Here is a 23,909-nt window from a genome sequence, read left to right on the forward strand (position 1 = left end):
GTATTCGTGAGTTAAACATTGCCGTCCCAGGCCAGGAAGTTCTTCATCATCAGAAGTCCGGCCCGGTGGCTCTTTTCGGTGTGAAACTGCGTGGCGAATATGTTGCCACGCCCGACGATGCAAGCAAACCGCTGCGGATAATCGCTTTCCGCGAGCGTCAGCGCCGCGTCGGCCGGCGCGAAATGGTAGCTGTGGACGAAATAGAAGCGCTCGCCATCGGCGATGCCGGCGAACAAGGGATGGGACCGGGTCTGGTACACCTGGTTCCAACCCATGTGCGGCACCTTCAGGCGCTCGCCGCCGGCGACGAGATCGTCGGCGAAACGCCGCACATCGCCCGGAAACAGCCCCAGGCCAGCGGTATCGCCCTCTTCGCTATGTTCGAACAATAGCTGCGCGCCGACGCAGATTCCAAAAAACGGCTTGCTCTGCGTGGTTTCACGGACCGCCTCGGCCAGGCCGTGGCGGTTCAGCTCGCGCATGCAGTCCGGCATCGCGCCCTGGCCGGGGAAGACCACCTTGTCGGCCTTCACCACTGCTTCCGGGTCGCGGGTCAGGAAAATATCGGCGCCGTTTTCATTGGCGGCCTGCAGGGACTTCAGCACCGAGTGCAGATTGCCCATGCCGTAGTCGATGACTGCGACTTTCATCTTGCTACAAGCTCATGTTCGGGGTGTGGCAGAACTCCAGCGCGATGCCGCCCGGGTCCTGGAAAAAGACGGCGTAGTAACCGTCGCTGTAATGCGGATACTCGGCCGGCGCGTCGATGACGCGCGCGCCGATCTCCAGCAGCAGCGCATGCAGCGCGTCCACAGCCTGCCGGCTGGGCGCGTTGAAGGCCAGATGCTGCAAGCCGACGCCATGGCGGATGAAACCCGCGCCGTCCACCTGGCTCTGCTGCAGATAGACTTCATAGTTGCCCGCGGCATAGGCGGTCGGCCCAGCCGCGCGCCAGCCCATCGCCGGCATCGCGGCATCGTAGAAGGCCTTCGCCGCCGCCAGATCCGGCACCGACAGGCACAGGTGGTTGAGTCCGGCGATGCCAGGATCGACCCGGCTCATGCGCTCAGCGTCCCTTTGGTGGACGGCGTGATGCCGGCCATGCGCTCATCGTGCTCACAGGCCATGCGCAACGCGCGGCCGAAGGCCTTGAAGATGGTCTCGGCCTGGTGGTGGCTGTTGTGGCCGCGCAGATTGTCGATGTGCAGCGTGGCCATGCTGTGGTTGACGAAGCCGTGGAAAAACTCGGAGAACAGGTCCACGTCGAACTGGCCGATGCTGGCGCGGGTGTAGTCGACGTTGTAGACCAGGCCCGGACGGCCGGACAGGTCGATCACCACCCGGCTCAGCGCCTCGTCCAGCGGCACGTAGGCGTGGCCGTAGCGGCGGATGCCCTTCTTGTCGCCGATGGCTTTGGAGAAGGCCTGGCCCAGCGTGATGCCGATATCTTCCACCGTGTGGTGGGCGTCGATATGCAGGTCGCCCACCGCCTTGACGTCCAGGTCGATCAGGCCGTGGCGGGCGATCTGGTCCATCATGTGGTCGAGGAAGGGCACGCCGGTTTCAAATCGGCCGACGCCGGTGCCGTCCAGATTCAGGCTGACGGTGATCTGGGTTTCCAGCGTATTGCGGGTGACGGTTGCGGTTCTCATGGCTTCAGGCAAAAAAACGTTGGATGGCGGACAGCAGCGCGGCGTTCTCATCCGGGCTGCCCACGGTCAGGCGCAGGCAGTTTGCCAGCAGCGGGTGGCCGCCGTGCAGCTGCTTGATCAGAATGCCGGACGCCTTCAGGTGCTGGAACAGCGCCGGCGCGTCCGGCGCGCGGACGGTGATGAAATTGGCCTCGGACGGAAAGGCCGCCAGCGCCGGCAAGGCGGCCAGCGCCTCGGACAGCTTCGCGCGTTCGGTGCGCAATTCAGCCGCCTGGCGGTTGAACACATCCAGATGCTTCAGCGCGAAACGGGCGGCGGCGAGGGTCAGCACGTTGACGTTGTACGGCGGCCGCACCTTGTTCAGTTGCTCGATCCAGGCCGGGCTGGCCGCGGCGTAGCCCAGGCGGATGCCGGCCAGGCCCAGCTTGGACAACGTGCGCATCACCAGCAGGTTGTCCAGCTCGCCGGCCAGGTCCATGAAGCTGTCGGAGGCGAAGCTCTGATAGGCCTCGTCCACCACCACCAGTCCCGGCGCGGCGCGGCAGATCGCCATCACCTCGTCGCGGGCGTAGCGCGGCCCGGTGGGATTATTGGGGTAGGACACGAACACCACCGCCGGCTGTTCGCGCTCGATGGCTGCGAGCGTGGCCGGCAGATCCAGCGTGAAGTCCTCGCGCAGCGGCACGCCGACGTACTGCAGGCCGGAGAACAGCGCGTTCATCCTGTACATCACGAACGACGGCTCCAGCGCCAGCAGCTTGGCGCCGGGGCGCGCCAGCGCCTGGGTGACCAGCGTGATCAGCTCGTCAGAGCCGTTGCCGAGCACGATGTCGGCCGCCGCGGGAATGGCGAAGGCGGCGCGCAGATCGTCTTTCAGGCCGCCGCCGTTGGCGTCCGGATAGCGGTTCAACGCCACTTGGGCCAGTTCGGCGGCCAGCTCGTGCTGCAGCTCGATTGGCAGCGGCCACGGGTTTTCCATTGCGTCCAGCTTGATGAGGCCGGCGGCCGGAGCCACGTGGTAGGCGCCGATGGCGGCGATCTCGTCGCGTACGAGTTGCTTGGCGGTCAGTTTGGTCGTCATCGTGTGTCTGCGGCGCAAGCGCCGTCATGGGCCCGCGAGCGGGCAAAAAAACATCGTAACGCGTCGCGGCGCGGCGGGCTACCGCGGCGCGCTCAAGACGCCGCGCCTGTTGCGGCCCGGGCACGCCATCCAGGAGAAACGGGCGAAAATCAGCAAAGCGCCTGAGGAGCGGCGGCTCAGCGCCGCGTCGGGCTTTATTGTTCCCCGCTGTCGTCCAGACGCAGCTCGGCGGCGCGGGCATGCGCGGTCAGGCCTTCACCGTGCGCCAGCAGGCTGGCGATGCGGCCCAGCTTCTGCGCGCCCGCCTGCGACACACGGATCAGGCTGCTGCGCTTCTGGAAGTCGTAGACGCCCAGTGGGCTGGCGAAACGCGCGGTGCGGCTGGTCGGCAGCACGTGGTTGGGGCCGGCGCAGTAGTCGCCCAGGCTCTCCGAGGTGAAGCGGCCCATGAAGATGGCGCCGGCATGGCGCAATTGCGGCAGCAGGGCTTCCGGATCGGCCACCGACAGTTCCAGGTGCTCCGGCGCGATATAGTTGCTGATCTCGCAGGCCTCGGCCAGATCGCGCACCTCGATCAGCGCGCCGCGGTTGGCGAGGCTCTGCTCGATGATGGCGCGGCGAGGCATGGACGGCAGCAGCCTGGCGATGCTGGCCTCCACCTGCGCGATGTAATCGGCTGACGGACACAGCAGGATGGCCTGGGCGATCTCGTCGTGCTCAGCCTGGCTGAACAGGTCCATCGCCACCCAGTCGGGCGGCGTGTCTCCGTCGCAGATCACCAGGATCTCCGACGGGCCGGCCACCATGTCGATGCCGACCACGCCGAACACCCGGCGCTTGGCGGCGGCGACGTAGGCGTTGCCCGGGCCGGTGATCTTGTCCACTTGCGGCACGGTTTCCGTGCCGTAGGCCAGCGCGGCCACCGCCTGGGCGCCGCCACAGGTGAACACCTTGTCGACGCCGGCGATGTAGGCCGCGGCCAGCACCAAGTCGTTGCGCTCGCCGCCCGGCGTCGGCACCACCATGATGATTTCGCCGACGCCGGCCACCTTGGCCGGCAGCGCGTTCATCAACACCGAGCTCGGGTACGCGGCCTTGCCGCCCGGCACGTAGATGCCGACGCGGTCCAGCGCCGTCACCTGCTGGCCCAGCAAGGTGCCGTCTTCGTCCTCATAGCTCCAGCTGTGCGCCAGCTGCTTCTCGTGGTAGCGGCGCACGCGGTCGGCGGCAGCGGACAGCGCGTCGCGCACATCGGCCGGCAGACGTCCCCAGGCGGCTTCCAGCTGCTCGCGGCTGAGCGTCAGGTCGGCCATGCCCGCCGCCTGCATGCGGTCGAAACGGTTGGTGTGCTCCACCAGCGCCGCGTCGCCGCGATGATGGACGTCGGCGCAGATGGACGCCACGGCGGCGTCGACTGCGGGGTCCTGCGCGGTTTCGAAGGCCAGCAGCGCTTTCAGGCGCGCGGCGAAGTCGGGCTGGGAGGAGGACAGTTTCAACATGATGATTCTCTGATGCTTGGAGCTTGAAGAATGGGCAACGCCGGCCGCCGGCAATCGGTTGACCGGCGGAGCGTCATGAGTTGGAAACGGTCAGGCCGGCACGGCGCCGGCGAAAGCGTCCAGCACCGGCTGGATCGCATCGTATTTGAGCTTCAGGGCAGCCTGGTTCACCACCAGGCGCGAGCTGATGTCGATGATGTGCTCGACCGCCGCCAGCTTGTTGGCGCGCAGCGTGCCGCCGGTGGACACCAGGTCGACGATGGCGTCGGCCAGGCCAACCAACGGCGCCAGCTCCATCGAGCCGTACAGCTTGATGATGTCGACGTGCACGCCCTTCTTGGCGAAATGCTCGCGGGCGATCTGCGGATATTTGGTGGCGATCTTCAGCCGCGCGCCGCGGCGCACCGCCGCGTCGTAATCGAAGCCTTCCTGCACCGCCACCATCATCTTGCATTTGGCGATGTTGAGGTCCAGCGGCTGGTACAGGCCGGCGCCGCCGTGCTCGATCAGCACGTCGCGTCCGGCGATGCCGAGATCGGCCGCGCCGTACTGCACATAGGTGGGCACGTCGGACGCGCGCACGATCACCAGTTGCACGTCCGGGTGGTTGGTGCCGATGATCAGCTTGCGCGAGGATTCCGGATTTTCCGCCGGCACGATGCCGGCAGCCGCCAGCAAGGGCAGCGTTTCTTCAAAGATTCGGCCCTTGGACAGGGCAATGGTCAGCTTCATGATGTTCTACTGCGAAAAGGATTACGATAATTCCGGTCAACCCACCATCGCGCGGCGTTCGCGCTCGAGGAAGCCGACATAACGCTGGATGATGGTTTCCATCGGCGGCGTCAGATTGAGATAGGAGCACCCCACCCGCATCGCCTCGTTGCCGTTGCGCATCCGCGCGGTCAGGCGGTGGCGCACCTCGACGCCCAGCGAGAGCGTGCCGAATGGTTTCAGATCGATCGAACACTGACGGTACTGCTGGCCGATGTCGAAGCCCGGCGTATCAACGCCCGGCAGCCACAGGCTCAGGCCGCCCAGGCTGATGTCGAACAGCGCGAGATCGATCTCCCGCTGGCCGAAATCGCCGATATGGCAAAAAATCGGCTGGCCCAGCGGCGTCTGGATGCGGAAAAACTCGCGCCGCTGCAGCTTGATCACCTGTTCCGGCAGCCGGCACTGGAAGGCCGGCCGGTTATCCATCGTCACCCGGCTGATCTGGCCGGTGACGAACTGGGTCTTCACGCCCTCGGGAGAACAGACGAAGACATTGCGCTCGCTGTTCAGGACCTGAGCATTGGTCTCTTCCTCAGCGCCCCAGTCGAAGATGAAAACGCCGGCCTGGTAATCCACCTCCAACAGCCGGGTCAGAATGAAGTTTTTACCCTTGTTGGCAAAAACCGTCACCATATGGCCATGCTTGGCGATATTGGTCAGATGCTGCGCGATCTCGGTCGGCGAGCTCAGGGTGAACTTGGCCAGATCCAGCGGCTGATGCGAACTTGCCGGCATGGCTGGCGTATTGTCGTTGCTCACGATATTCCGGCCTTCATGTCTGCGGGGTTGAGTGATACGCCAAGTTTAGCGTAACAACTGCCGGATATCAGAAGCAAGGTTGGCCGCCGGGGTGCCGTAAGCCTCGTACACCCTGAGCTTGCCTTCCTTGTCCAGCAGATAGGAACCGGCGCTGTGGTCGACGGTGTAGCCGCCCTCCTCGTTCTTCACCTTCTGCGCGACAACCTTGTACTGCTTCATCACCTTTTCGATATCGCCGGCGCCGCCGGTCAGACCGATGAAGCGCTTGTCGAAATGCGGCACATAGCCGGCCAGCACCTGGGGCGTATCCCGCTCGGGATCGACGCTGACGAACATCACCTGCACCTTGTCGCCGTCGGCGCCCAGTTGCTTCATCACCGACGCGTACTCCAGCATCGTGGTCGGGCAAACGTCGGGACAGCTGGTATAGCCGAAGAACAGCGCCACCACCTTGCCGCGGAATTCATCCAGGCCGCGGGGCTTGCCGTGGAAATCGGTCAGTTTGAAATCGCCCCCCATCGAGGCGTCCTCGATGGCGGTGCCCTTGAAATCGATTTTCTGGGCGCAGGCGGACAAAACCAACGCGGCGAACAAGCCTAACAGGCACTTCAGGAGTCGGGACATCAGCTCAATGGAATCAGGTAGTAATGGTCAAGCAAAAGCGCCGCGAACAGCCAGGTCAGATACCAGATGGACCAAGCGAACAGGCGGCGCGCCAAAGTGTCAGCATACTGGCGATGCAGCTTGACGGCAAGGAACAACAATCTGCCGTCCAACAGCAAAACCGCGCCCAGATATATTGCCCCCGCCTCGCCCAGCGCCACCGGCAACAGCGTGACCGCCGTCAGCAAAAAACCGTACAGCACGATGGACAGCGTCGTGTAACGCTGGCCATGAGTGACCGGCAGCATCGGCAGGCCGGCGCGGGCGTAATCGTCGCGCCGGTACAGGGCCAGCGCCCAGAAATGCGGCGGCGTCCAGGTGTAGATGATCAGGAACAGCACCAGCGCGAACGCGTCGATTTCGCCATTCACCGCCACCCAGCCCAGCACCGGCGGCATCGCGCCGCTGGCGCCGCCGATCACGATGTTCTGCGGCGTGTTCGGCTTGAGCAACAAGGTGTAGACAATGGCGTAGCCGACAAAAGTTCCCAGGGTCAGCCAGGCGGTCAACGCGTTGCAGCAGGCCAGCAGCAGCGCCAGCCCCATCCCGCCGACCGCCAGCGCCGCCAGCAACGTCTCCCGCGCGCCCACCTCGCCGGTGGCCGTGGCCCGCCAGGCGGTGCGCCGCATCCTGACATCAACGCCGCGCTCCACCAGGCAGTTGACCATGGCCGCCGCGCCGGCCACCAGCGCGATACCCAGCGTGGCCGGCGCCACCACCGCCGCATCCGGCACGCCCGGGCTGGCGAGGAACATGCCGATCACCGCGCAGAACACGATCAGCGCCACCACCCGCGGCTTGGACAGCTGCCACAAGGCGTGGGCGTGTTGCCGCCACAGCGGCAGGCCGACGGCGCTCATCGCCCCTCTCCCGGCCCGCTCAAACGCTCGTGATGAAAAAACGGCAGCCTCGGCCAGGCCACGCGCCGCCTTTCCGTTTCCCTCGCATGCAGCCGGGACAACAGCAACAAGGACGTCGCCAACAGCAAGGCCGCTCCGGCGTTGTGCGCCACCGCCAGCGGCAACGGCAGTTGCAACAGCACATTGGCGACGCCCAGGCCCACCTGGGCCGCCCATGCCATGCCCAGGCACAGCAGGTGCCGCCGCAACGCTGGCTCCCGCCAGCCCAGCCACAGCAGCGACAACAGCAACAAAGACACCAGCAGCGCGCCCAGCCGGTGCAGCCAATGTATGGTCACCAGGCTGGCGAAATCGAGCAGGCTGCCGTCCGGCGCCTCGCCCAGTTCGCGCAACAGATGGAAAGCGTGATCGAAACGCAGCGCCGGCCAGCTTTCGCCGTTGCAGGCGGGAAAACCCTGGCAAGCCAGCGCCGCATAATTGCTGGACACCCAGCCGCCCAGCGCCAGTTGCAGAGCCAGCGCCGAGACCAGCCAAGCGGCAAGCCTGACTTGCCTTGCGGGAACGGCGACGGGTGACAAGCCGGGGGAGAAAGCCATCCAGACGAGAATCTGCAGCACCGCCATGCCGCCCAGCAGATGGGAAGTGACGATGACAGGCTTGAGCAGCAAGGTGACGGTCAGCATGCCCAGCAAACCCTGCACGCCGAGCACCGCCAGCAGCAGCCCCGCCGGCAGACGCTGGTGCCTTTCCCGCCAGGCGCGCCAGGCGATCAGCGCGATCAACGCGCCCAAGCTGCCCGCCAGATAGCGGTGCAGCATCTCGCGCCAGGCTTTGCCCAGGCTGACCGGACCCTCCGGCGACAGCGCCTGCGCCTGGAGTATGCTGTCAGCCGCGTGCGCCGGCGAAATCTGGCCGTAGCAACCCGGCCAGTCCGGGCATCCGAGGCCCGCGTGGGACAATCTGACATAGGCGCCGAACGGCACCACGACGACGGCCAGCAGCAAAGCCAGCCAAACCAGTTTCCGCATGGCGAGCGCCCCCCAGTGCACAGCGTGTCCGCCGGTCAGCCGCCGGCTCAGCCCAGCCCGTTGTTCACCTTCAACACCTTGGCCACTTCATCGATGATCAGGCGCGGATCCGCGCCGTCCCGATAGAACAGCACCTGATTGCCCAGCGGATCGACCAGATAAAAGCCCTGATTGCCGGCCGGTAAAGCCGACTCCGTCGAATGCGGCAGCCGGTGCGGCACATCGAGCCGCGGCGCCTGTTCCGAAACCTGCAAAGCCACTCTGGTCAGGCGGCCGGCCGCTTCGCCCTGCGCCCTTTCTATCTGGCGCATCGCATGCCAGCGCTGCTGGCAGCGCCCATGGCATTCCGTGCCCAATACCGCCGCCAGCACCCACTTGCCGCGCGGCCATTGCGGCTGCGCCGCGGCGGCGAAAGGATGAGTAGGCAGCAATTGGCCATAGCTGCGCCCCCCCTGGGGCGGCAGCAGCCAGTAAGCCAGCAGCGCGGCCAGCACCGGTGCCAGGCACAGCAAGCCCATCGCCAACAGCGCCACCCGCCCCCGGTTAATGGATTTCATGTCTGCGCCTCCACATCAGCCAGCTGGCGCCGCTGATGCAGACGCCCAGCAGAAACCATTGCAGCGCGTAGGCATAGTGGCGGTCAGGCATGAACTCCGGCACAACCGGCCAGTGCAGCAACGGCTCCGGGGAGCTTTCCAACACCACCACGCCCTGGAACCAATGCCCGGGATAGCGGCGGCGCAACGCCTCTTCGTCCACGGCGTCGACTGGACCTTCGGCGCCTTTGACCGCGCCCGACAGCACGAAATGGCGCGGCGTCGGCATCCGGTACCCCTGGGCCTGCACCTGCTCCGGCCGGAAAGCCGGCAAGGGAGCGCCGTCGACCAGCCACCCCAGGTCCAGCAATACCAGCGAACGGTCGTCCCCTTGCCGCCATGGCTGCAGGATACGCCTCCCCGCCTGGCCAGCCATGAAGCTGTTGCGCAACTCGATCACAGGTCCGGCCGGCTCGGCCCGGCTCAACCTGACCCGGGTGAACTCCGGCGGCGGCTCCGCCTCGCGATAAACCAGAGGCACCGGCGCCAGACTCATCGCGCTGGTCAGGGAGCTCAGCAGCACCTCCTTGTCTTGACCCCTTTGCCACTGCCATACTGCCAATGCATATGGTAATAAGTTGATTACCAAAAGAAACAACCACAGCGTTCGTTGCCATTTAGACTTTGGCTTGTGTTCCGGATCAGTTTGCGTGGAGGATACAGTCATGAAACTCGTCATCCTGTTTTTGCTTGCCTGTATCGTCCTGGCCCTGTTCTGGGGTTTGACCGGGCTGATGAAGGCCGAACACGGCTCTCAGCGCCTGGTGCGCTCCCTGACCCTGCGGGTTGGACTATCCATTGGATTATTCCTGCTGCTGCTGCTGGGCGCGCTGTTCGGCTGGTGGCGCCCGCACCATGTCTGATTTCCCTCATAGCCAGTAAACGAAGATAAACAGCAACAACCACACCACGTCCACGAAGTGCCAGTACCAGCTGGCCGCCTCGAAGGCGAAGTGGTGCTGGGCATCGAAATGCCCGCGCATGCTGCGCAGCCACACCACGAACAGGATGATGGACCCCAGCAGCACGTGCAGGCCGTGGAAACCGGTCAGCATGAAGAAGGTCATGCCATACGCGCCGGAAGCCAGCGTCAGATTCAGCTTGCTGAAAGCGTGGCCGTACTCGTGCATCTGCAAGGCCAGGAAGGTGCAGCCCAGCACCACGGTCAACAGCAGCCCCAGCGTGAACTGGCTTCTCTTTTCCTGCAGCAGCCCCCAATGCGCCCAAGTGACTGTGGCGCCGGAGCTCAGCAGGATCATCGTGTTCAATGACGGCAGTCCCCAGGCCTCCATCGCCTGGTAGGCCTGGGTGATGCCGGGGCCGGTGGACAACGGCCAAGAGGCTTCGAAATCCGGGTACAGGATCTTGTAGTCCAGCGACCCCAGCTCCGGCACCGACACCGTTCTCACCCAGAACAGCGCGCCGAAGAACGCGCCGAAGAACATCACCTCGGAGAAAATGAACCAGCCCATGCCCCAGCGGAAGGACATGTCCTCTCGCCCCAGATAGACGCCGAGCCGGCTTTCCCGGATCACATCGCCGAACCAGCCCACCAGCATCGCCACCAGGATCAGCATCCCGAGCGCCAGCGACACCTTGCCCAGCAGCATCCCGTTGACGGCGAACGCCGCGCCCAGGCCTATGCAGAACAAAGCCAGCGAACCAACCATGGGCCAGCGCGACGGCGTCGGCACGAAATAACGGTCCTGCTCTTCTATGCTTGCCATCTCACTCCTCCTAGCGGGTCACCCAGGACACCAGCAGCAGCAGGGCTGCGATCAGCCCTGCCGCCAACGCCAGCGCGGTGACGATCAATTGCCACGGCTTGAGCGCCTGGTCGACCTGCGAGGCCGCCCCCTTGCGCACGCCGATGAATGCGCCCAGCACCGCCTTGACCCCTTGTCCCCAGCTCATGGCTATCCCTTCCCTTGGCCCGGCACGTCGAACACGGTATAGGCCAGCGTGATGCTGGTGATCGAGGCCGGTAGCTTGCGGTCTATCACGAACACAACCGGGAAGGTGCGGGTCTCGCCCGGTTTGAAGCGTTGCTGGGTAAAGCAAAAGCATTCCAGCTTCTTGACATACTCGCCGGCCTCGGCCGGCAAATAACGCGGCAGCGCCTGGCCCACCACCTCGCGCGAACTGGCGTTGGTGATCCGGTACTGCACCTGGACGAAGGTGCCGGGCTTGACCTTGAGGTGGGTGGTCAGCGGCTGCACTTGCCAGGGCAGCCCGGCCTGCACGGTGGAGTCGAAGGTCATCCTGACTTCGCCGTCGCCGGCGACCAGATCCTCTTTCTCCAGCTCGTCCGCCTTGACCACGTCGTTGAGGCCGGTTTTCTCGCATACGATGCGGTACAGCGGAATCATCGCCCAGGCGAAAGCGAACATCATCGCAACGATCAGCACCAGCCGCTTCACCAGCCGGAGATTCCGCCGCCGCATCGCCATCGCGTCCATGCCCGCCTCCCCTCTCAGTGCGAATGCCCCTCGCCGCCCTCCTGGCAGGACAGGATCACGCCGTTCTCGCCGACCTCAAGCCGAGGAGCCTGTTCGAAGCTGTGGTAGGGCGCCGGAGTCGGCAGTTCCCACTCCAGCGTGTTGGCGCCCTCCCAGGGCTTGTGCGGCGCTTTTTCGCCGTGACGCAGCGCATGCAGGATGTTGTACAGGAAGATCAGCTGGCCCAAGCCGAACATGAAGGCGCCGACGCTGGCGATGCGGTTGAAGTCGGTGAATTGCAGCGCGTAGTCCGGAATCCGCCGCGGCATGCCGGCTAGCCCCAGGAAATGCATCGGAAAGAAGGTGACGTTGAACCAAATCATCGACCACCAGAAATGCAGCTTGCCCAGCTTCTCGTTGTACATCCGGCCGCTCATCTTGGGAAACCAGTAATAGATCGCGGAAAACAGGCTGAACAACGCGCCGGCCACCAAGACATAGTGAAAATGGGCCACCACGTAGTAGCTGGCGTGCAGCTGGATGTCCACCGCGGCCACGCTGAGCGTGATGCCGGACAGGCCGCCGATGGTGAACAGCAGGATGAAGCCTATCGAGAACAGCATCGGCGTCTCGAAGCTCATCGCGCCTTCCCACATGGTGGCGATCCAGTTGAACACTTTCACGCCGGTGGGCACCGCGATCAGCATCGTCGCGTACATGAAGAACAGCTGCGCGGTGGCCGCCATGCCGGTGGCGAACATGTGGTGCGCCCACACCATGAAGGACAGGATGCCGATGGAGCTGGTGGCGTACACCATCGAGGTGTAGCCGAACAGCGGCTTGCGGGCGAAGGTGGGGATCACCTGGCTGACGATGCCGAAGGCCGGCAGTGCCATGATGTAGACCTCGGGGTGGCCGAAGAACCAGAACACATGCTGGTAAAGGATGGGGTCGCCGCCGCCGGCCGCATTGAAGAAGTGGGTGCCGAAATGGCGGTCGGTCAGCACCATGGTCACCGCGCCGGCCAGCACCGGCATCACGGCGATGATCAGGTAGGCGGTGATCAGCGAGGCCCAGGCGAACATCGGCATCTTCATCAGCGTCATTCCCGGCGCGCGCAGATTGAGGATGGTGACGATGATGTTGATCGACCCCATGATGGAGCTGATGCCGAGGATGTGGATGGCGAAGATGGTCATGTCCATGCCCATGCCCATCTGCGTGGACAGCGGCGCGTACAGCGTCCAGCCGGCGGCGGCCGCGCCGCCCGGCACCGCGAACGACATCAGCAGCAGCAGCGCCGCCGGCGGCAGCAGCCAGAAGCTCCAGTTGTTCATCCGGGCGAAGGCCATGTCCGGCGCGCCTATCATCAGCGGCAGCATCCAGTTGGCCATGCCGGTGAAGGCCGGCATGATGGCGCCGAACACCATGATCAGGCCATGCAGCGTGGTCAACTGGTTGAACAGCTCCGGCTGGAAAAAGCGCAGGCCGGGGCTGAACAGCTCGGCGCGGATGCACAGCGCCAGCACGCCGCCGGTGAGGAACATCGTGAACGAGAACCACAGGTACATCGTGCCGATGTCCTTGTGGTTGGTGGCCATCAGCCAGCGGGCTATGCCGTGCGGCTTGCCGTGGTGGGCGCCGCCAGCGTGGGTGGTTTCCGCGATTGCCATGAGGTCCGACTCCTTATGCCGCCTTGCCGCGCGCAGCCTTCACTTCCTTGGGCTGCACGACCTGGCCGGTATGATTGCCCCAGCTGTTGCGCTCGTAGGTGATCACCGCCGCGATGTCGGTATCGGACAATTGCTTGCCCCAGGCCGCCATCGCCGGATTCTTCTTGCCGCCGAACAGCACGATCTCGATGTGGCCGGCCTTGTCGCCGGTGACGATGGGCGAGCCGTCCAGCGCCGGGAAGGTGCCCGGTATGCCCTTGCCGTTGGCCTGGTGACAGGGCACGCAGTTCTGGGAGTAGATTTTCTCGCCGCGCGCCTTCAGATCTTCCAGCTTCCACACCTTGTTGGGATCGTCGGCGGCGGCTGCCATCTGCTTGAGCTTGGCCGCACGCCATTTCTCATAATCGGCCGGCGACTTGGCCTCCACCACGATGGGCATGAAGCCATGATCCTTGCCACACAGCTCCGAACACTGGCCGCGGTAGACGCCGGGCTTCTCGATCAGCATCCAGCTGTCGCGCAGGAAGCCGGGAACCGCGTCCTGCTTGACCCCCAGCTGCGGCACCCACCAGGAGTGGATCACGTCGTTGGCGGTCAACAGCAGGCGGATCTTGCGGTCGGTCGGCACCACCAGCGGCTCGTCGACTTCCAGCAGGTAGTTGGCAGGCTTCTGGATGGTTCCCTCGATCGCTTCCCGAGGGGTGGCGAGATGGCTGACAAAACCGAAGTTGTCGTCCAGATAGTCGTAGCGCCACTTCCACTGGTAGCCGGTGATCTTGATGGTCATGTCCTCGCTGCGGGTGCTCTTCTGCGCCAGCACCGCGCGGGTAGCGGGAACCGCGATGACCACCAGAATCAGCAGCGGCACCACGGTCCAGATGATCTCGACCGTGGTGTTCTCGTGGAATTGCTTGGCCTCGTTGCCAGCCGATTTGCGGTGGTGGAAGATGGAATACAGCATCACCAGAAACACCACCGCAAAGATCACGCCGGTGACGATCAGCAGCATGGTGTGCAGATGATATTCGGTGCGCGCCAGTGGGGTGACCGGCGGCTGCAGGTTGAATTCGGCCGCGGCCGCGCTCTGGACGGCCAGCAGCAGGCATAGCGGAATGCGCAAACAAGACATGTTGCCCCCTAGGTCAAGACGACCGACACAATGCACTGCATGCACAAGCACCGGCTTGTCGCCGGCATGCTTTCATCGTAGGAGCAATGTCAAGAAAAACAAGAATGGGTCATGACGCGGCGCAATGCGCGCGGATCGGGGCCATGGACGGCGGCCGCCGCCCATGGGAAGACTCTCAGGCAGCCGGCCGGTAGGGAATTTCCAGCAGCAGCGGCGCCGGAATGTGGCGTTTGAGCGTGGCCAGGTTCTCCGCATACGCCGCTTGCGGCGGCTGCGCGCAGTTGGCCACCCAGCCTGCCAGCTCCAGCCCGCTGTCGCGCACCGCCTTCGCCGTCAGCAAGGCGTGGTTGATGCAGCCCAGCCGCATGCCCACCACCAGGATCACCGGCAGCGCCAGCGCCTGCGCCATGTCCGACATGAACAGGCTGTCGGACAGCGGGGCCAGCCAGCCGCCCGCGCCCTCCACCAGCACGATGTCGGCTTGCTCCCGCAAGCGCCGGTAATGATCGACGATGCGCGGCAGCTCGATTTCCACGCCGGCCTCGCGCGCGGCGATGTGCGGCGACACCGGCGGCAGAAAGCGATAGGGATTCATCAGTTCCAGATCGGTCTGGCCCGTGGCCGCGGTGAGCCTAGCCACATCGTCGTTCCACCAGCCGCCGTCCGGCAGAATCTCGCAACCGGACGCCACCGGCTTCATCGCCAACACAGTCCGGCCCTGTTCCCGATACTGGCGGATCAGTTCGACGGCGGAATGGGTCTTGCCGATTTCGGTATCGGTGCCGGTGATGAAATAGCCTTGGCCCATGCTTTCTCCCGATATGGTTGTCCGCGCCGCGCTCCATGCGGGCCGGGACCGACGTTTTACACCAGGCCGCGCCGATCTTTCAATACTTCCGGCGCCAACGATCGCGGTCTCCGCCTTCAACTGAGCATGCGCAATCCTTTAAGCATAAAGATCAGGTAGCCGGGTGAAGGCCTGCTTGCGCCATGCCAAAATCGCAATTCTCAACTTTTTAGGAACTCGCCATGAAAGAGAGCGAAGCTTTGGCCGCCTTGGCCGGCATGGGCATCATGGTGCTGGTGGTGGTGGGCGCTCTGGTGCTGGCGGTCAGCATCTTCTATTTCCTGACCCTGCATCAGACGATGAACGCCGTCGGAGAAGAACGCCGCCCGCTGGCCGGCGGCCTGATCTGGCTGGCGCTGATACCGGGCCTGGGGCTGATCTGGTACATGATCTACATCCTGCTGCTGTCCAGCGCATTGCGCAAGGAGCTGGCGCAGCGGCAGCTGCCGGGCGACGGCGGCTTCGGCATCAGCCTGGCGCTGGTGATCTTGCAGGTGCTGTGCTTCATCCCCTACGTCAATCTGCTGGCCGCGCTGCCCGCCCTCGCGCTGTGGATCGCTCACTGGGTGAAAATGGCCGGCTACCGCAGGCTGTTGCAGCCTGCCCAAGCGGCATTGGCGATATAGCAACCCGCAGTCGGGCCGGTTTCGCCAGCGGGGCGGCGGCAGGCGGGGACCGCGCCCTCGACGTGCCAACGCCGACCTTGTGGGTCGGCGTCGTGCCGTCGGCCTTTTGGGCGTGGGCGCGATGAGTTCGGCCGGATAGGCCTGCGCAGGATTTCACGCGGGATGGAGTGAAAGCCTTTTGGCTTGGCGGCTCGGGCCGCGGGGCGCAACGACAAGAACGGGATGGAAAACCTTGCCGCCTCCCCGCGGCCACGGGCCGCCGCGCCGGGAAACTTCAGTCGGCTCAGACTACGGCCTGAGCGCTCACCTTCTCCTCTACGGTCAGCTTGTTCAGCGCCGACAGATAAGCTTTGGCGCTGGCGACGATGATGTCGGTGTCTGCGCCCTGGCCGTTGACGATGCGGCCGCCGCGCGACAGGCGCACCGTCACCTCGCCCTGGGACTCTGTGCCCTTGGTGATGGCGTTCACCGAATACAGCTCCAGCTCGGCGCCGCTGTCGACCACCGCTTCGATCGCCTTGAACGCCGCGTCCACCGGACCGGAGCCGCTGGACTCGCCGCGCTGCTCCTCGCCGTGCTCGACGAACACAATGCTGGCCAGCGGCGGCTCGCCGGTTTCGCTGACCACTTTCAGCGACACCAGCTTGTAGTCCTCGCGCTCGATGTTGACCATCTCGTCGGACACCAGCGCGTGCAGGTCTTCGTCGAAGATCTCGCGCTTCTTGTCGGCCAGCTCCTTGAAGCGGGCGAAGGCGGCGTTCAATGCCTCCTCGCTATCCAGCACGATGCCCAGCTCGGACAACTTGGTCTTGAACGCGTTGCGGCCGGACAATTTGCCCAGGGTCAGGCGGTTGGCGCTCCAGCCCACCGATTCGGCCGACATGATTTCGTAGGTTTCGCGGTGCTTGAGCACGCCGTCCTGGTGGATGCCGGACTCGTGGGCGAAGGCGTTGGCGCCGACGATGGCCTTGTTCGGCTGCACCGGGTAGCCGGTGACGGTGGACACCAGCTTGGATGCCGGCACGATCTGGGTGGCGTCGACGCGGCTGTCCACGCCGAACACGTCGCGGCGGGTCTTCACCGCCATCACGATTTCTTCCAGGCTGGCATTGCCGGCGCGCTCGCCCAGGCCGTTGATGGTGCACTCCACCTGGCGCGCGCCGCCCAGCACCGCCGCCAGGCTGTTGGCCACCGCCATGCCCAGGTCGTTGTGGCAATGGGCGGACCAGACCACCTTGTCGCCGCCCGGGGTACGGGCGATCAGCTCGCGGAAGAAGGCTTCGGTCAGTCGCGGCACCGCATAGCCGACGGTGTCCGGCACGTTCAGCGTGGTGGCGCCGGCCTTGATCACTTCGCCGAAGATGCGGGCCAGAAAGTCGATGTCGGAACGCAAGGCGTCCTCGGCGGAGAATTCGACGTCGTCGGTGTATTCGCGGGCGATCGTCACCGCTTTCACCGCAGCCGCCACCACCTCGCCCGGGCTCATCCGCAGCTTCTTTTCCATGTGGATGGGGCTGGTGGCGATGAAGGTGTGGATGCGGCCGCGCGCGGCCGGCTTGATCGCTTCGCCGGCGGCGCGCACATCGCGCTCGTTGGCGCGCGCCAGGCTACAGACGGTGGAATCCTTGATGGTTTCGGCGATGGCGCGGATGGCATCGAAATCGCCGGGGCTGGCGGCGGCGAAACCGGCTTCGATGATGTCCACGCCCAGGCGTTCCAGTTGGCGCGCGATGCGGATCTTCTCTTCCTTGGTCATCGAGGCGCCCGGCGACTGCTCGCCGTCGCGCAAGGTGGTGTCGAAAATGTAGAGGCGCTCGCCCATGTCGATAGTTCTCCCTGCCGCCTGGTTCGGCTCTCCGACCAGATAGTCGTTGAAATCAAAGCGCCTGCCCTGCCCTGCGGCCAGCTGCGCCAGCCGGCTCAGCTGGGTCAGCGGCAGGCTGCCGCGTTCCCTCCATTTGTATATCGCTGCGCGGCTCACCGGCTCGTCGGGGAACAGACGGTTCAGTTCGTCGGCCAGATGGCTCGGCCCGCCGAAGTCCGCGACCAGTCGTTCAATATCCACTTGCATCAATGTGCTCCTGCAGCATGTTTTGAACCAGACTACTCAAACATGAGACACAAGGTCAAATTTGACAGGAAAAATATGTGTCAAATTCGTCACAAGACATGTCTAACTAAATTTTTTAGACAAATTGTAGAATTTAATCGTAAAAAAAGGCGCCCTCTGGCGCCCGCACAACCGTGGCAAAGCATCTAACTTGGCGACAGCCAGGGCAGGCTGACATGAAACGCCACGCCCCTGCCTTCCAGCCCCTCCGTCATCCGGATGCGGCCGCCCTGCGCCCGCACCGCCTGCCAAACAATCGCGAGCCCCAGGCCGGAACCTGGCGCAGATGCCGTCTTGCCCCGGTAAAAGCGCTCGAACAGATGCGGTTGGTCGTCGGCGGCGATGCCAGGCCCGTCATCCGCCACCGCCAACTCTATCCGTCCATCGGCGGCGGCAAGGCGCACCTGAACGCGGCCGCCGGCGCGGCCATACGCCACCGCATTGGACAGCAAATTGTCCACAATCGAGAGAAAGGAAACCAAGGCCAGGCTGGCCAGCAAGCCATCAGGCGAATCCAGCTCCAGCTCCATGCCCTTTTCTTCCGCCCGCGGCGACAAGCCGATCAAGGCATTGCGCGTCACCTCGACCAGATCGACCTGTTGCCGGCGCTCGCTCTCCACGCCCTCCAGCGCCGCCAGCCGCAACAGCTGCTGCACCAAGTGGGAATGGCGGGCCACTGCCTGCTCCAGAGCGGCCAGGTTTTGCTGCCTGGCCCCGGCATCCTCCTCGCGGGCCAAGGCATGCGCCTGCGTGGAAATCACCGCCAACGGCGTGCGCATCTCATGGGCGGCATCCTGCACGATGGCGCGTTCGCGAGCGATGCTGTCGCGGCTGCGCCTCAGCAACTGGTCCAACGCCTGGACAATGGGCTTCAACTCCCGGTAGGGCAAGCTCATGGACAAAGGAGAAAAATCATCGGAGGCGCGACGGTTCAGATAGTCGGCCAAGCGCCTCAGCGGCAGCAAGCCGCGCGAAATGGCGAACCACAGCGGCAGCAGGATCAACGCAAAAGAGATGACCAGGGGCGCGATATATTGCTTTGTGATGAAAGGCAGCACTTCCTCGTCTGGAATCAGCGGTTCGAACACAGTCAAATATCCCGCGGGATAGAGACGCTCCGCCACCCGATACGCTTTCCCTTTGAGCTGAACCACGCCCTTATTCAAATCGCGCGCCGGCAGCGGGGTGGCCGGGGCGCCCGACGAAGCGTAGATCCGCTCCCCTTGCCGCGTGCGCGCGGAAATCAACAAATCGCCCGGATAATCGATTTCGACCTTGGAAGCCACATTGATGCGCCGCGATGCGTTGAACAAGCGATCCGCAGTCTGCAAAGCTTGCCGATTGCGCTCCATTCCGCCGGGCGACAGCACTACGGAAAGCAGATCGGTCACGTTCCACAAAACTTGGCGGCGGGATTCCGACGACCTCGACTCATGGTATTCCCGCCCGACCAGCGCCAGCCATATCAAGGCGAAAGCCAGCAACAAAGCCAGCAACACCCGCCTCGTCAACGACGGCGCCAAACCGTCCGCCAGCCGCTTAAACCACATATTGATAGCCCACGCCGCGCACGGTGCGGATGCGTTCGGCGCCGATCTTGCGGCGCAGATTGGACAAGTGCACCTCTATCGTCGCGCCGTCGACAATATCGCCAAGCGGCTCCAGGCGTTGCCCCAGCACCGTTTTCGACACGATGCGGCCTGGATCGCGCGCCAGTTCCACCAGCAAGCGGAATTCGCGAGGCGACAAGTCCAACGCCAGGCCATCCAGCCAAGCCAAGTGCACGCGGGGTTTGAGGCTCAGCGCGCCCAGGCTCCAGACTTCGCTGGCCTGGCGGGCGCTGCGGCGGCATACCGCCCGCACTCTCGACACCATTTCCGACACCGCGAACGGCTTGCACAGATAATCATCGGCGCCATCGTCCAAACCCGCCAATTTATCGTTCAAATCGGCGCTGGCCGTGATCATGATCACCGGCACGGCGATCTGCCTGGCCCGCCAGGCGCGCAACAATGCCAAGCCGCTGCCGTCCGGCAAGCCCAAGTCCAGCAGTACGCAATCGAACCGGTCCGGCTCGAACAGGGCGTCCGCATCCGCCAGCTGGCGCACCCATTCGGTCGTCACCGCTTCGGCTTTCAACGCGGCCTGCAAAGCCCGCCCGAGGTCCAGGTCATCCTCAACAATCAATAGATGCATTTTCGTTTTCACCGCGACAATCTTTGGCTTAGCAAAAGGTTGGCATACGCATACTTGCGCCATGCGAACGGGATGCCCTCTCTTTGCGCTGGCCATGGAGTATATGGTCGCGCGCTCAAGACAGACAATCGGCTTGGCCATCCAAGGCCAGGATGAATTGCTCGCCCGGCGACCCGCTCTTTTCACTCCATCCAAAGGAATATCCGATGAAACATCATGCCGTATTGATACTGCTCGCACCTTTGCTGGCAGTCGCCGCAGAGAATGAACAAGACGGTTTCTCCGGGACCTTCCAGCTGGGCGTCAGCCACTATCAACTGGCCAGCAATTTCCTCAAGGCCCCGAACGACGGCCGCCCCAGCGCCGCCAGCCTGACGCAATCGCCGGCTTCGCAATCCGGCACCGCCCCCCTGTTCGAAGGCGAATGGAGCTATGGCTTCGCCGGCACAGGCACCCGGCTCTTCATCTCGCCTTCCAACACCAGCACCTTCGCTGCGGGAGGCGGCATGCAATTCGGCGTGCGCCAGCAACTGCCGCAAGCCGGCGCGGTGTCGGCGGCGCTGACTTATGGCGAGAGCGAAGTCTGGCTGGATCCCTATGCCTTGAATGCCGCCCGCCAGGACGGCAAGCTGAAAAGCGCGGGTCTGGCGCTGGGCTGGTCGAACATCCTGAATACGCCGTTCAGCGCCAGCTTCAGCTACACCAAGCAAAAGCTGAACAATGAGCAAAGCGGACAGGCCCAAGGCTTGACGCTGGCCAATCAAGCCCTGCTGCAGCGCAATGGCAACAACTACGGCGTCCAAGCCGCTTATGCCTGGAAATTGGACAGCCAGGGCGCGCATACGCTGTCCCCCGGCCTGATATACGCGCGCGCGGATCTGGACGGCAAGGCGATGAGCACCCGACGCTACGGGGTGCAATTGGCTTACGCCTACCAAGGCGCGGACTGGGACGCGACGACCTCACTCGTCGCGCTTCGCACCCGCTATCAAGCCGGCAATCCGGTCTTCGCCAACCAGAAAGCGGATGCCCGCAACGCTTTGCTCAGCCTGGGCCTGACCCGGAAAAACCTGTTCGGCGCCAAGGCCTGGTCCGCCTTTCTCAGCGGCAACTATGGCCGCTCCAACTCGGACCTCGCTTATTTCAACGAGCATATCCGGGAGGTGTCCATCGGCATGGGCTACCATTTCTGATCCAGCCGAAACGCGCGGCTATCGTCGTCAAGGCGCGCGCTGGCGGCCCGCCATTCAGCGCGGCGCCGGATGGCTGCGGCGCTTTCTGTCGCGCGCTCGGCCATCAGGGGAAATCGGCACGGCCCGCGCGAAAGCGCCGCGTCGTCGGCAGACGGCGGGCCAGCCTCGCTTAGCTGCGATATAATGGGCGGTTAAACTCATCATCAGGAAATGCCCGTGTCCGAGCGCCTGTTCGTGCTGTCTCAACATATCCTGCCCAAACTGGCGCTGACCCGGCTGGCAGGCTGCTTCGCCGGCTGGAAGGGCGGCGGCGTCACCACGGCCGCCATCCGCCGCTTCATCGCCCGCTATCACGTCGACATGAGCGAAGCCGCCAACAGCGATCCGGCGGCCTACGCCACCTTCAACGACTTCTTCACCCGCGCACTGCGGCCCGGCGCGCGGCCGCTGGCCGACGCCCGCCTGGTTTGCCCGGTCGACGGCGCGGTCAGTCAGCTGGGCCCGATAGACAGCGGCCGCATTTTCCAGGCCAAGGGCCGCGACTACAGCGCCGCGGCGCTGCTGGCCGGCGACGCCGAGCTGGCCGCCCGCTTCGCCGACGGCCACTTCGCCACCATCTACCTCAGCCCGCGCGATTACCATCGCATCCACATGCCCTGCGCCGGCAGGCTGCTGGAAATGAGCTACGTGCCCGGCGAGCTGTACTCGGTGAATCCCGCCACCGCCCGCGGCGTGGACCGGCTGTTCGCGCGCAACGAGCGCGTGGTGTGCGTATTCGAAGACGAGCAGGGGCAGCCGTTCGTGATGGTGCTGGTGGGCGCCACCATCGTCGGCAGCATGGCCACCGTCTGGCATGGCGTGGTCAACCCGCCGCGCCGGCCGGCCGTGGAAAAATGGGATTACCGCGGCCAGGACATCCGCCTGGCCAAGGGCGAGGAAATGGGCCGCTTCCTGCTCGGCTCCACCGTGGTGCTGCTGTATCCGGCCGGCCCGCTGAAGTTCAATCCGCAATGGCAGGCCGCCAGCCCGGTGCGGCTGGGCGAGGCGATGGCGTCGTAAAGCCGCGCCGTGGACTAGAACGCAAAACGGCTGTCCTTTGTGCGCAGCGCCCACTGCGACACGGGCAGCCGTTTGTCCAAGCCGCGCCAGCCACAACCGCCGGCCAAGGCCGACAGAACGTACGCGAAGCGATGCCTTAGCTTACTCGCACTTGCACTGCAGCGTGACCTTGTAGTCTTCATCGCCGCCGCGGGAAACAATGCCCAGCGTGCCCAGCTTGAGCACGATGTCCGTAGCGGTTTTCGCCGCCTTCATCACCTCGCCGTCCCCCTGGTCTTTGGATTCTTCCTTCCGATCCAGGATGACCAGCTTCTTGTCTTGCTTCTTGCAAACCTCGCCAGCCTTGCCGACTGCGTTGTCCACCGCATCCTTGTACGAAGCCGCAGTGGCCACCGCAGTAAAGCTGCCTTCCTGCTGCGGCAGGATCGTGGCCTTGAACGAAGAGCAGGCCGACAACCCTAAAACCGCTCCCGCCAACAACAAATGCATCTGATGTTTCATGAACTTATCTTGGTTTTCAACAGCTTTTCAGCAGTAGATCAATTACTCGGAATCTACAATATTAATGAAAACTAACATTTACTACAAAGTTTATTTATAAGCTTATTTCTTTATGTTATTTACGTGAAAAAGCCGGGCTTGCGCCCGGCTTCGTCATCGACAACAGACCGTTGATCGATCAGTTCTTGGACTGGTCCACCAGCTTGTTCTTGGCGATCCACGGCATCATCGCGCGCAGCTCGGCGCCGACCTTCTCGATCGGGTGGGCGGCGGTCAGACGGCGGCGGGCGGTCATCGACGGATAGTTGGTCTTGCCTTCCAGGATGAACATCTTGGCGTACTCGCCGCTCTGGATGCGGTACAGCGCCTTCTTCATCGCTTCCTTGGTGGCGGAGGTCACCACTTCCGGGCCGGTCACGTACTCGCCGTACTCCGCGTTGTTGGAGATCGAGTAGTTCATGTTGGCGATGCCGCCTTCGTACATCAGGTCGACGATCAGCTTCAGCTCGTGCAGACACTCGAAGTAGGCCATTTCCGGCGCGTAGCCCGCTTCTACCAGCGTCTCGAAGCCGGCCTTCACCAGCTCGACGGCGCCGCCGCACAGCACGGCCTGCTCGCCGAACAGGTCGGTCTCGGTTTCCTCGCGGAAGTTGGTCTCGATCACGCCGCCCTTGGTGCCGCCGTTTGCCGCGGCATAGGACAGCGCCACGTCGCGCGCCTTGCCCGACTTGTCCTGGTAGACGGCGATCAGGGTCGGCACGCCGCCGCCCTTCAGGTACTCCGAGCGCACGGTGTGGCCCGGGCCCTTCGGCGCCACCATGATCACGTCGACGTCGGCCGGCGGCACGATCTGGTTGTAATGGATGTTGAAGCCGTGGGCGAAGGCCAGCGCCGCGCCCTTCTTCAGATTGGGCGCGATGTCCTTGTGGTAGACATCCGGCTGGGATTCGTCCGGCAGCAGGATCATCACCACGTCGGCCTTCTTCACCGCCTCGGCCACTTCCTTGACCTTGTGGCCGGCCGCTTCGGCCTTCTTCCACGACGCGCCGTCCTTGCGCAGGCCGACAACGATGTCGACGCCCGATTCCTTCAGGTTCTGCGCGTGCGCATGGCCTTGCGAGCCGTAGCCGATGATGGCCACTTTCTTGCCCTTGATGATGGAGAGGTCGGCGTCTTTGTCGTAATAAACTTTCATTTCTTTATCCTTGGTATTGATTTGCCAAGG

The 23,909-nt window shown here is 64.1% G+C and carries 27 protein-coding genes; 4 read left to right on the forward strand and 23 right to left on the reverse strand.

The window, feature by feature from the left end:
• Positions 1-11: 11 nt before the first annotated feature.
• From hisH to ACX17K_RS04710, 12 genes are all read right to left on the reverse strand, one after another.
• Positions 12-650, reverse strand: a complete 639-nt coding sequence (hisH, locus tag ACX17K_RS04655) for an imidazole glycerol phosphate synthase subunit HisH (protein WP_493773878.1) — start codon at positions 648-650, stop codon at positions 12-14.
• 4 nt (positions 651-654) lie between these two features.
• Positions 655-1,062 (reverse strand): VOC family protein, encoded by a 408-nt coding sequence (locus ACX17K_RS04660; RefSeq protein ID WP_493773879.1) that lies wholly within the window; start codon positions 1,060-1,062, stop codon positions 655-657.
• The gene (hisB, locus tag ACX17K_RS04665) at positions 1,059-1,652 is read right to left on the reverse strand and encodes an imidazoleglycerol-phosphate dehydratase HisB (RefSeq protein WP_343480345.1); all 594 of its coding nucleotides are present in this window, start codon (positions 1,650-1,652) and stop codon (positions 1,059-1,061) included. Before hisB ends, ACX17K_RS04660 begins: the two co-directional genes overlap by 4 nt.
• 4 nt (positions 1,653-1,656) lie before the next feature.
• Positions 1,657-2,733: a histidinol-phosphate transaminase gene (gene hisC, locus ACX17K_RS04670; RefSeq protein WP_493773880.1), complete on the reverse strand. Its 1,077-nt coding sequence runs from the start codon at positions 2,731-2,733 to the stop codon at positions 1,657-1,659.
• A gap of 194 nt (positions 2,734-2,927) precedes the next feature.
• Positions 2,928-4,232, reverse strand: coding sequence for a histidinol dehydrogenase (gene hisD, locus ACX17K_RS04675; protein ID WP_493773881.1), 1,305 nt, complete (start codon positions 4,230-4,232; stop codon positions 2,928-2,930).
• 90 nt (positions 4,233-4,322) lie between these two features.
• Positions 4,323-4,964, reverse strand: a complete 642-nt coding sequence (gene hisG / locus ACX17K_RS04680) for an ATP phosphoribosyltransferase (protein ID WP_011134165.1) — start codon at positions 4,962-4,964, stop codon at positions 4,323-4,325.
• A gap of 36 nt (positions 4,965-5,000) precedes the next feature.
• Positions 5,001-5,765: a flagellar brake protein gene (locus ACX17K_RS04685; RefSeq protein ID WP_493773882.1), complete on the reverse strand. Its 765-nt coding sequence runs from the start codon at positions 5,763-5,765 to the stop codon at positions 5,001-5,003.
• Between the two features lie 45 nt (positions 5,766-5,810).
• On the reverse strand, positions 5,811-6,389 hold the full coding sequence (locus ACX17K_RS04690) for an SCO family protein (protein ID WP_493773883.1): 579 nt from the start codon (positions 6,387-6,389) through the stop codon (positions 5,811-5,813).
• Positions 6,389-7,288 (reverse strand): heme o synthase, encoded by a 900-nt coding sequence (locus tag ACX17K_RS04695; RefSeq protein WP_493773884.1) that lies wholly within the window; start codon positions 7,286-7,288, stop codon positions 6,389-6,391. Before ACX17K_RS04695 ends, ACX17K_RS04690 begins: the two co-directional genes overlap by 1 nt.
• Positions 7,285-8,316 carry a COX15/CtaA family protein gene (locus ACX17K_RS04700; RefSeq protein WP_493773885.1) on the reverse strand — a complete coding sequence of 344 codons (1,032 nt, stop codon included), beginning with the start codon at positions 8,314-8,316 and terminating at the stop codon, positions 7,285-7,287. The genes ACX17K_RS04695 and ACX17K_RS04700 overlap by 4 nt, the downstream gene beginning before the upstream one ends.
• Positions 8,317-8,363: 47 nt before the next feature.
• Complete coding sequence (locus ACX17K_RS04705; RefSeq protein ID WP_493773886.1) at positions 8,364-8,873, reverse strand: redox-active disulfide-containing membrane protein; 510 nt, start codon at positions 8,871-8,873, stop codon at positions 8,364-8,366.
• Complete coding sequence (locus tag ACX17K_RS04710; protein WP_493773887.1) at positions 8,860-9,591, reverse strand: SURF1 family protein; 732 nt, start codon at positions 9,589-9,591, stop codon at positions 8,860-8,862. Before ACX17K_RS04710 ends, ACX17K_RS04705 begins: the two co-directional genes overlap by 14 nt.
• Between ACX17K_RS04710 and ACX17K_RS04715 the strand changes: the two genes are divergently transcribed.
• Positions 9,578-9,775, forward strand: coding sequence for a DUF2909 family protein (locus tag ACX17K_RS04715; RefSeq protein WP_493773888.1), 198 nt, complete (start codon positions 9,578-9,580; stop codon positions 9,773-9,775). The two genes, ACX17K_RS04710 and ACX17K_RS04715, sit on opposite strands and share 14 nt — an antisense overlap.
• Before the next feature lie 6 nt (positions 9,776-9,781).
• Here ACX17K_RS04715 and ACX17K_RS04720 read toward each other — a convergent pair whose 3' ends face one another.
• From ACX17K_RS04720 to bioD, 6 genes are all read right to left on the reverse strand, one after another.
• Positions 9,782-10,639 (reverse strand): cytochrome c oxidase subunit 3, encoded by an 858-nt coding sequence (locus tag ACX17K_RS04720; RefSeq protein ID WP_493773889.1) that lies wholly within the window; start codon positions 10,637-10,639, stop codon positions 9,782-9,784.
• 10 nt (positions 10,640-10,649) lie between these two features.
• Complete coding sequence (locus ACX17K_RS04725; RefSeq protein WP_231149845.1) at positions 10,650-10,826, reverse strand: DUF2970 domain-containing protein; 177 nt, start codon at positions 10,824-10,826, stop codon at positions 10,650-10,652.
• Between the two features lie 2 nt (positions 10,827-10,828).
• The gene (locus ACX17K_RS04730; protein ID WP_493773890.1) at positions 10,829-11,371 is read right to left on the reverse strand and encodes a cytochrome c oxidase assembly protein; all 543 of its coding nucleotides are present in this window, start codon (positions 11,369-11,371) and stop codon (positions 10,829-10,831) included.
• A 14-nt stretch (positions 11,372-11,385) separates the two neighbouring features.
• Positions 11,386-13,023 carry a cytochrome c oxidase subunit I gene (gene ctaD / locus ACX17K_RS04735; protein ID WP_493773891.1) on the reverse strand — a complete coding sequence of 546 codons (1,638 nt, stop codon included), beginning with the start codon at positions 13,021-13,023 and terminating at the stop codon, positions 11,386-11,388.
• A gap of 13 nt (positions 13,024-13,036) precedes the next feature.
• Positions 13,037-14,152 (reverse strand): cytochrome c oxidase subunit II, encoded by a 1,116-nt coding sequence (gene coxB / locus ACX17K_RS04740; protein WP_493773892.1) that lies wholly within the window; start codon positions 14,150-14,152, stop codon positions 13,037-13,039.
• A 175-nt stretch (positions 14,153-14,327) separates the two neighbouring features.
• Positions 14,328-14,960, reverse strand: a complete 633-nt coding sequence (gene bioD, locus ACX17K_RS04745; protein WP_493773893.1) for a dethiobiotin synthase — start codon at positions 14,958-14,960, stop codon at positions 14,328-14,330.
• Between the two features lie 221 nt (positions 14,961-15,181).
• Between bioD and ACX17K_RS04750 the strand changes: the two genes are divergently transcribed.
• Complete coding sequence (locus ACX17K_RS04750; protein WP_493773894.1) at positions 15,182-15,625, forward strand: hypothetical protein; 444 nt, start codon at positions 15,182-15,184, stop codon at positions 15,623-15,625.
• 283 nt (positions 15,626-15,908) lie between these two features.
• Here ACX17K_RS04750 and ACX17K_RS04755 read toward each other — a convergent pair whose 3' ends face one another.
• The 3 genes from ACX17K_RS04755 to ACX17K_RS04765 all read right to left on the reverse strand — a co-directional run bounded on the left by ACX17K_RS04755 (position 15,909) and on the right by ACX17K_RS04765 (position 19,931).
• A complete protein-coding gene (locus tag ACX17K_RS04755) occupies positions 15,909-17,696 on the reverse strand; it encodes a 2-isopropylmalate synthase (RefSeq protein ID WP_493773895.1) in 1,788 nt (595 codons plus the stop codon).
• A gap of 185 nt (positions 17,697-17,881) precedes the next feature.
• A complete protein-coding gene (locus tag ACX17K_RS04760; RefSeq protein WP_493773896.1) occupies positions 17,882-19,285 on the reverse strand; it encodes a sensor histidine kinase in 1,404 nt (467 codons plus the stop codon).
• Entirely contained in the window at positions 19,275-19,931 is a 657-nt protein-coding gene (locus ACX17K_RS04765; RefSeq protein ID WP_046156262.1) for a response regulator, read from the reverse strand. Before ACX17K_RS04765 ends, ACX17K_RS04760 begins: the two co-directional genes overlap by 11 nt.
• A gap of 206 nt (positions 19,932-20,137) precedes the next feature.
• On the opposite strand from ACX17K_RS04765, the gene ACX17K_RS04770 reads away from it, so the two are divergent.
• A complete protein-coding gene (locus tag ACX17K_RS04770) occupies positions 20,138-21,124 on the forward strand; it encodes a DUF2860 domain-containing protein (RefSeq protein WP_493773897.1) in 987 nt (328 codons plus the stop codon).
• A gap of 216 nt (positions 21,125-21,340) precedes the next feature.
• Entirely contained in the window at positions 21,341-22,183 is an 843-nt protein-coding gene (gene asd / locus ACX17K_RS04775; RefSeq protein WP_493773898.1) for an archaetidylserine decarboxylase, read from the forward strand.
• A 141-nt stretch (positions 22,184-22,324) separates the two neighbouring features.
• Here the strand turns inward: asd and ACX17K_RS04780 are convergent, their stop codons facing one another.
• Both ACX17K_RS04780 and ilvC read right to left on the reverse strand, forming a co-directional pair.
• Positions 22,325-22,684 (reverse strand): hypothetical protein, encoded by a 360-nt coding sequence (locus ACX17K_RS04780; RefSeq protein WP_493773899.1) that lies wholly within the window; start codon positions 22,682-22,684, stop codon positions 22,325-22,327.
• Between the two features lie 178 nt (positions 22,685-22,862).
• Positions 22,863-23,879: a ketol-acid reductoisomerase gene (ilvC, locus tag ACX17K_RS04785; protein ID WP_021478383.1), complete on the reverse strand. Its 1,017-nt coding sequence runs from the start codon at positions 23,877-23,879 to the stop codon at positions 22,863-22,865.
• Positions 23,880-23,909 lie beyond the last annotated feature (30 nt).

It is taken from the genome of Chromobacterium sp. INPA-IVC (genome assembly GCF_059047085.1).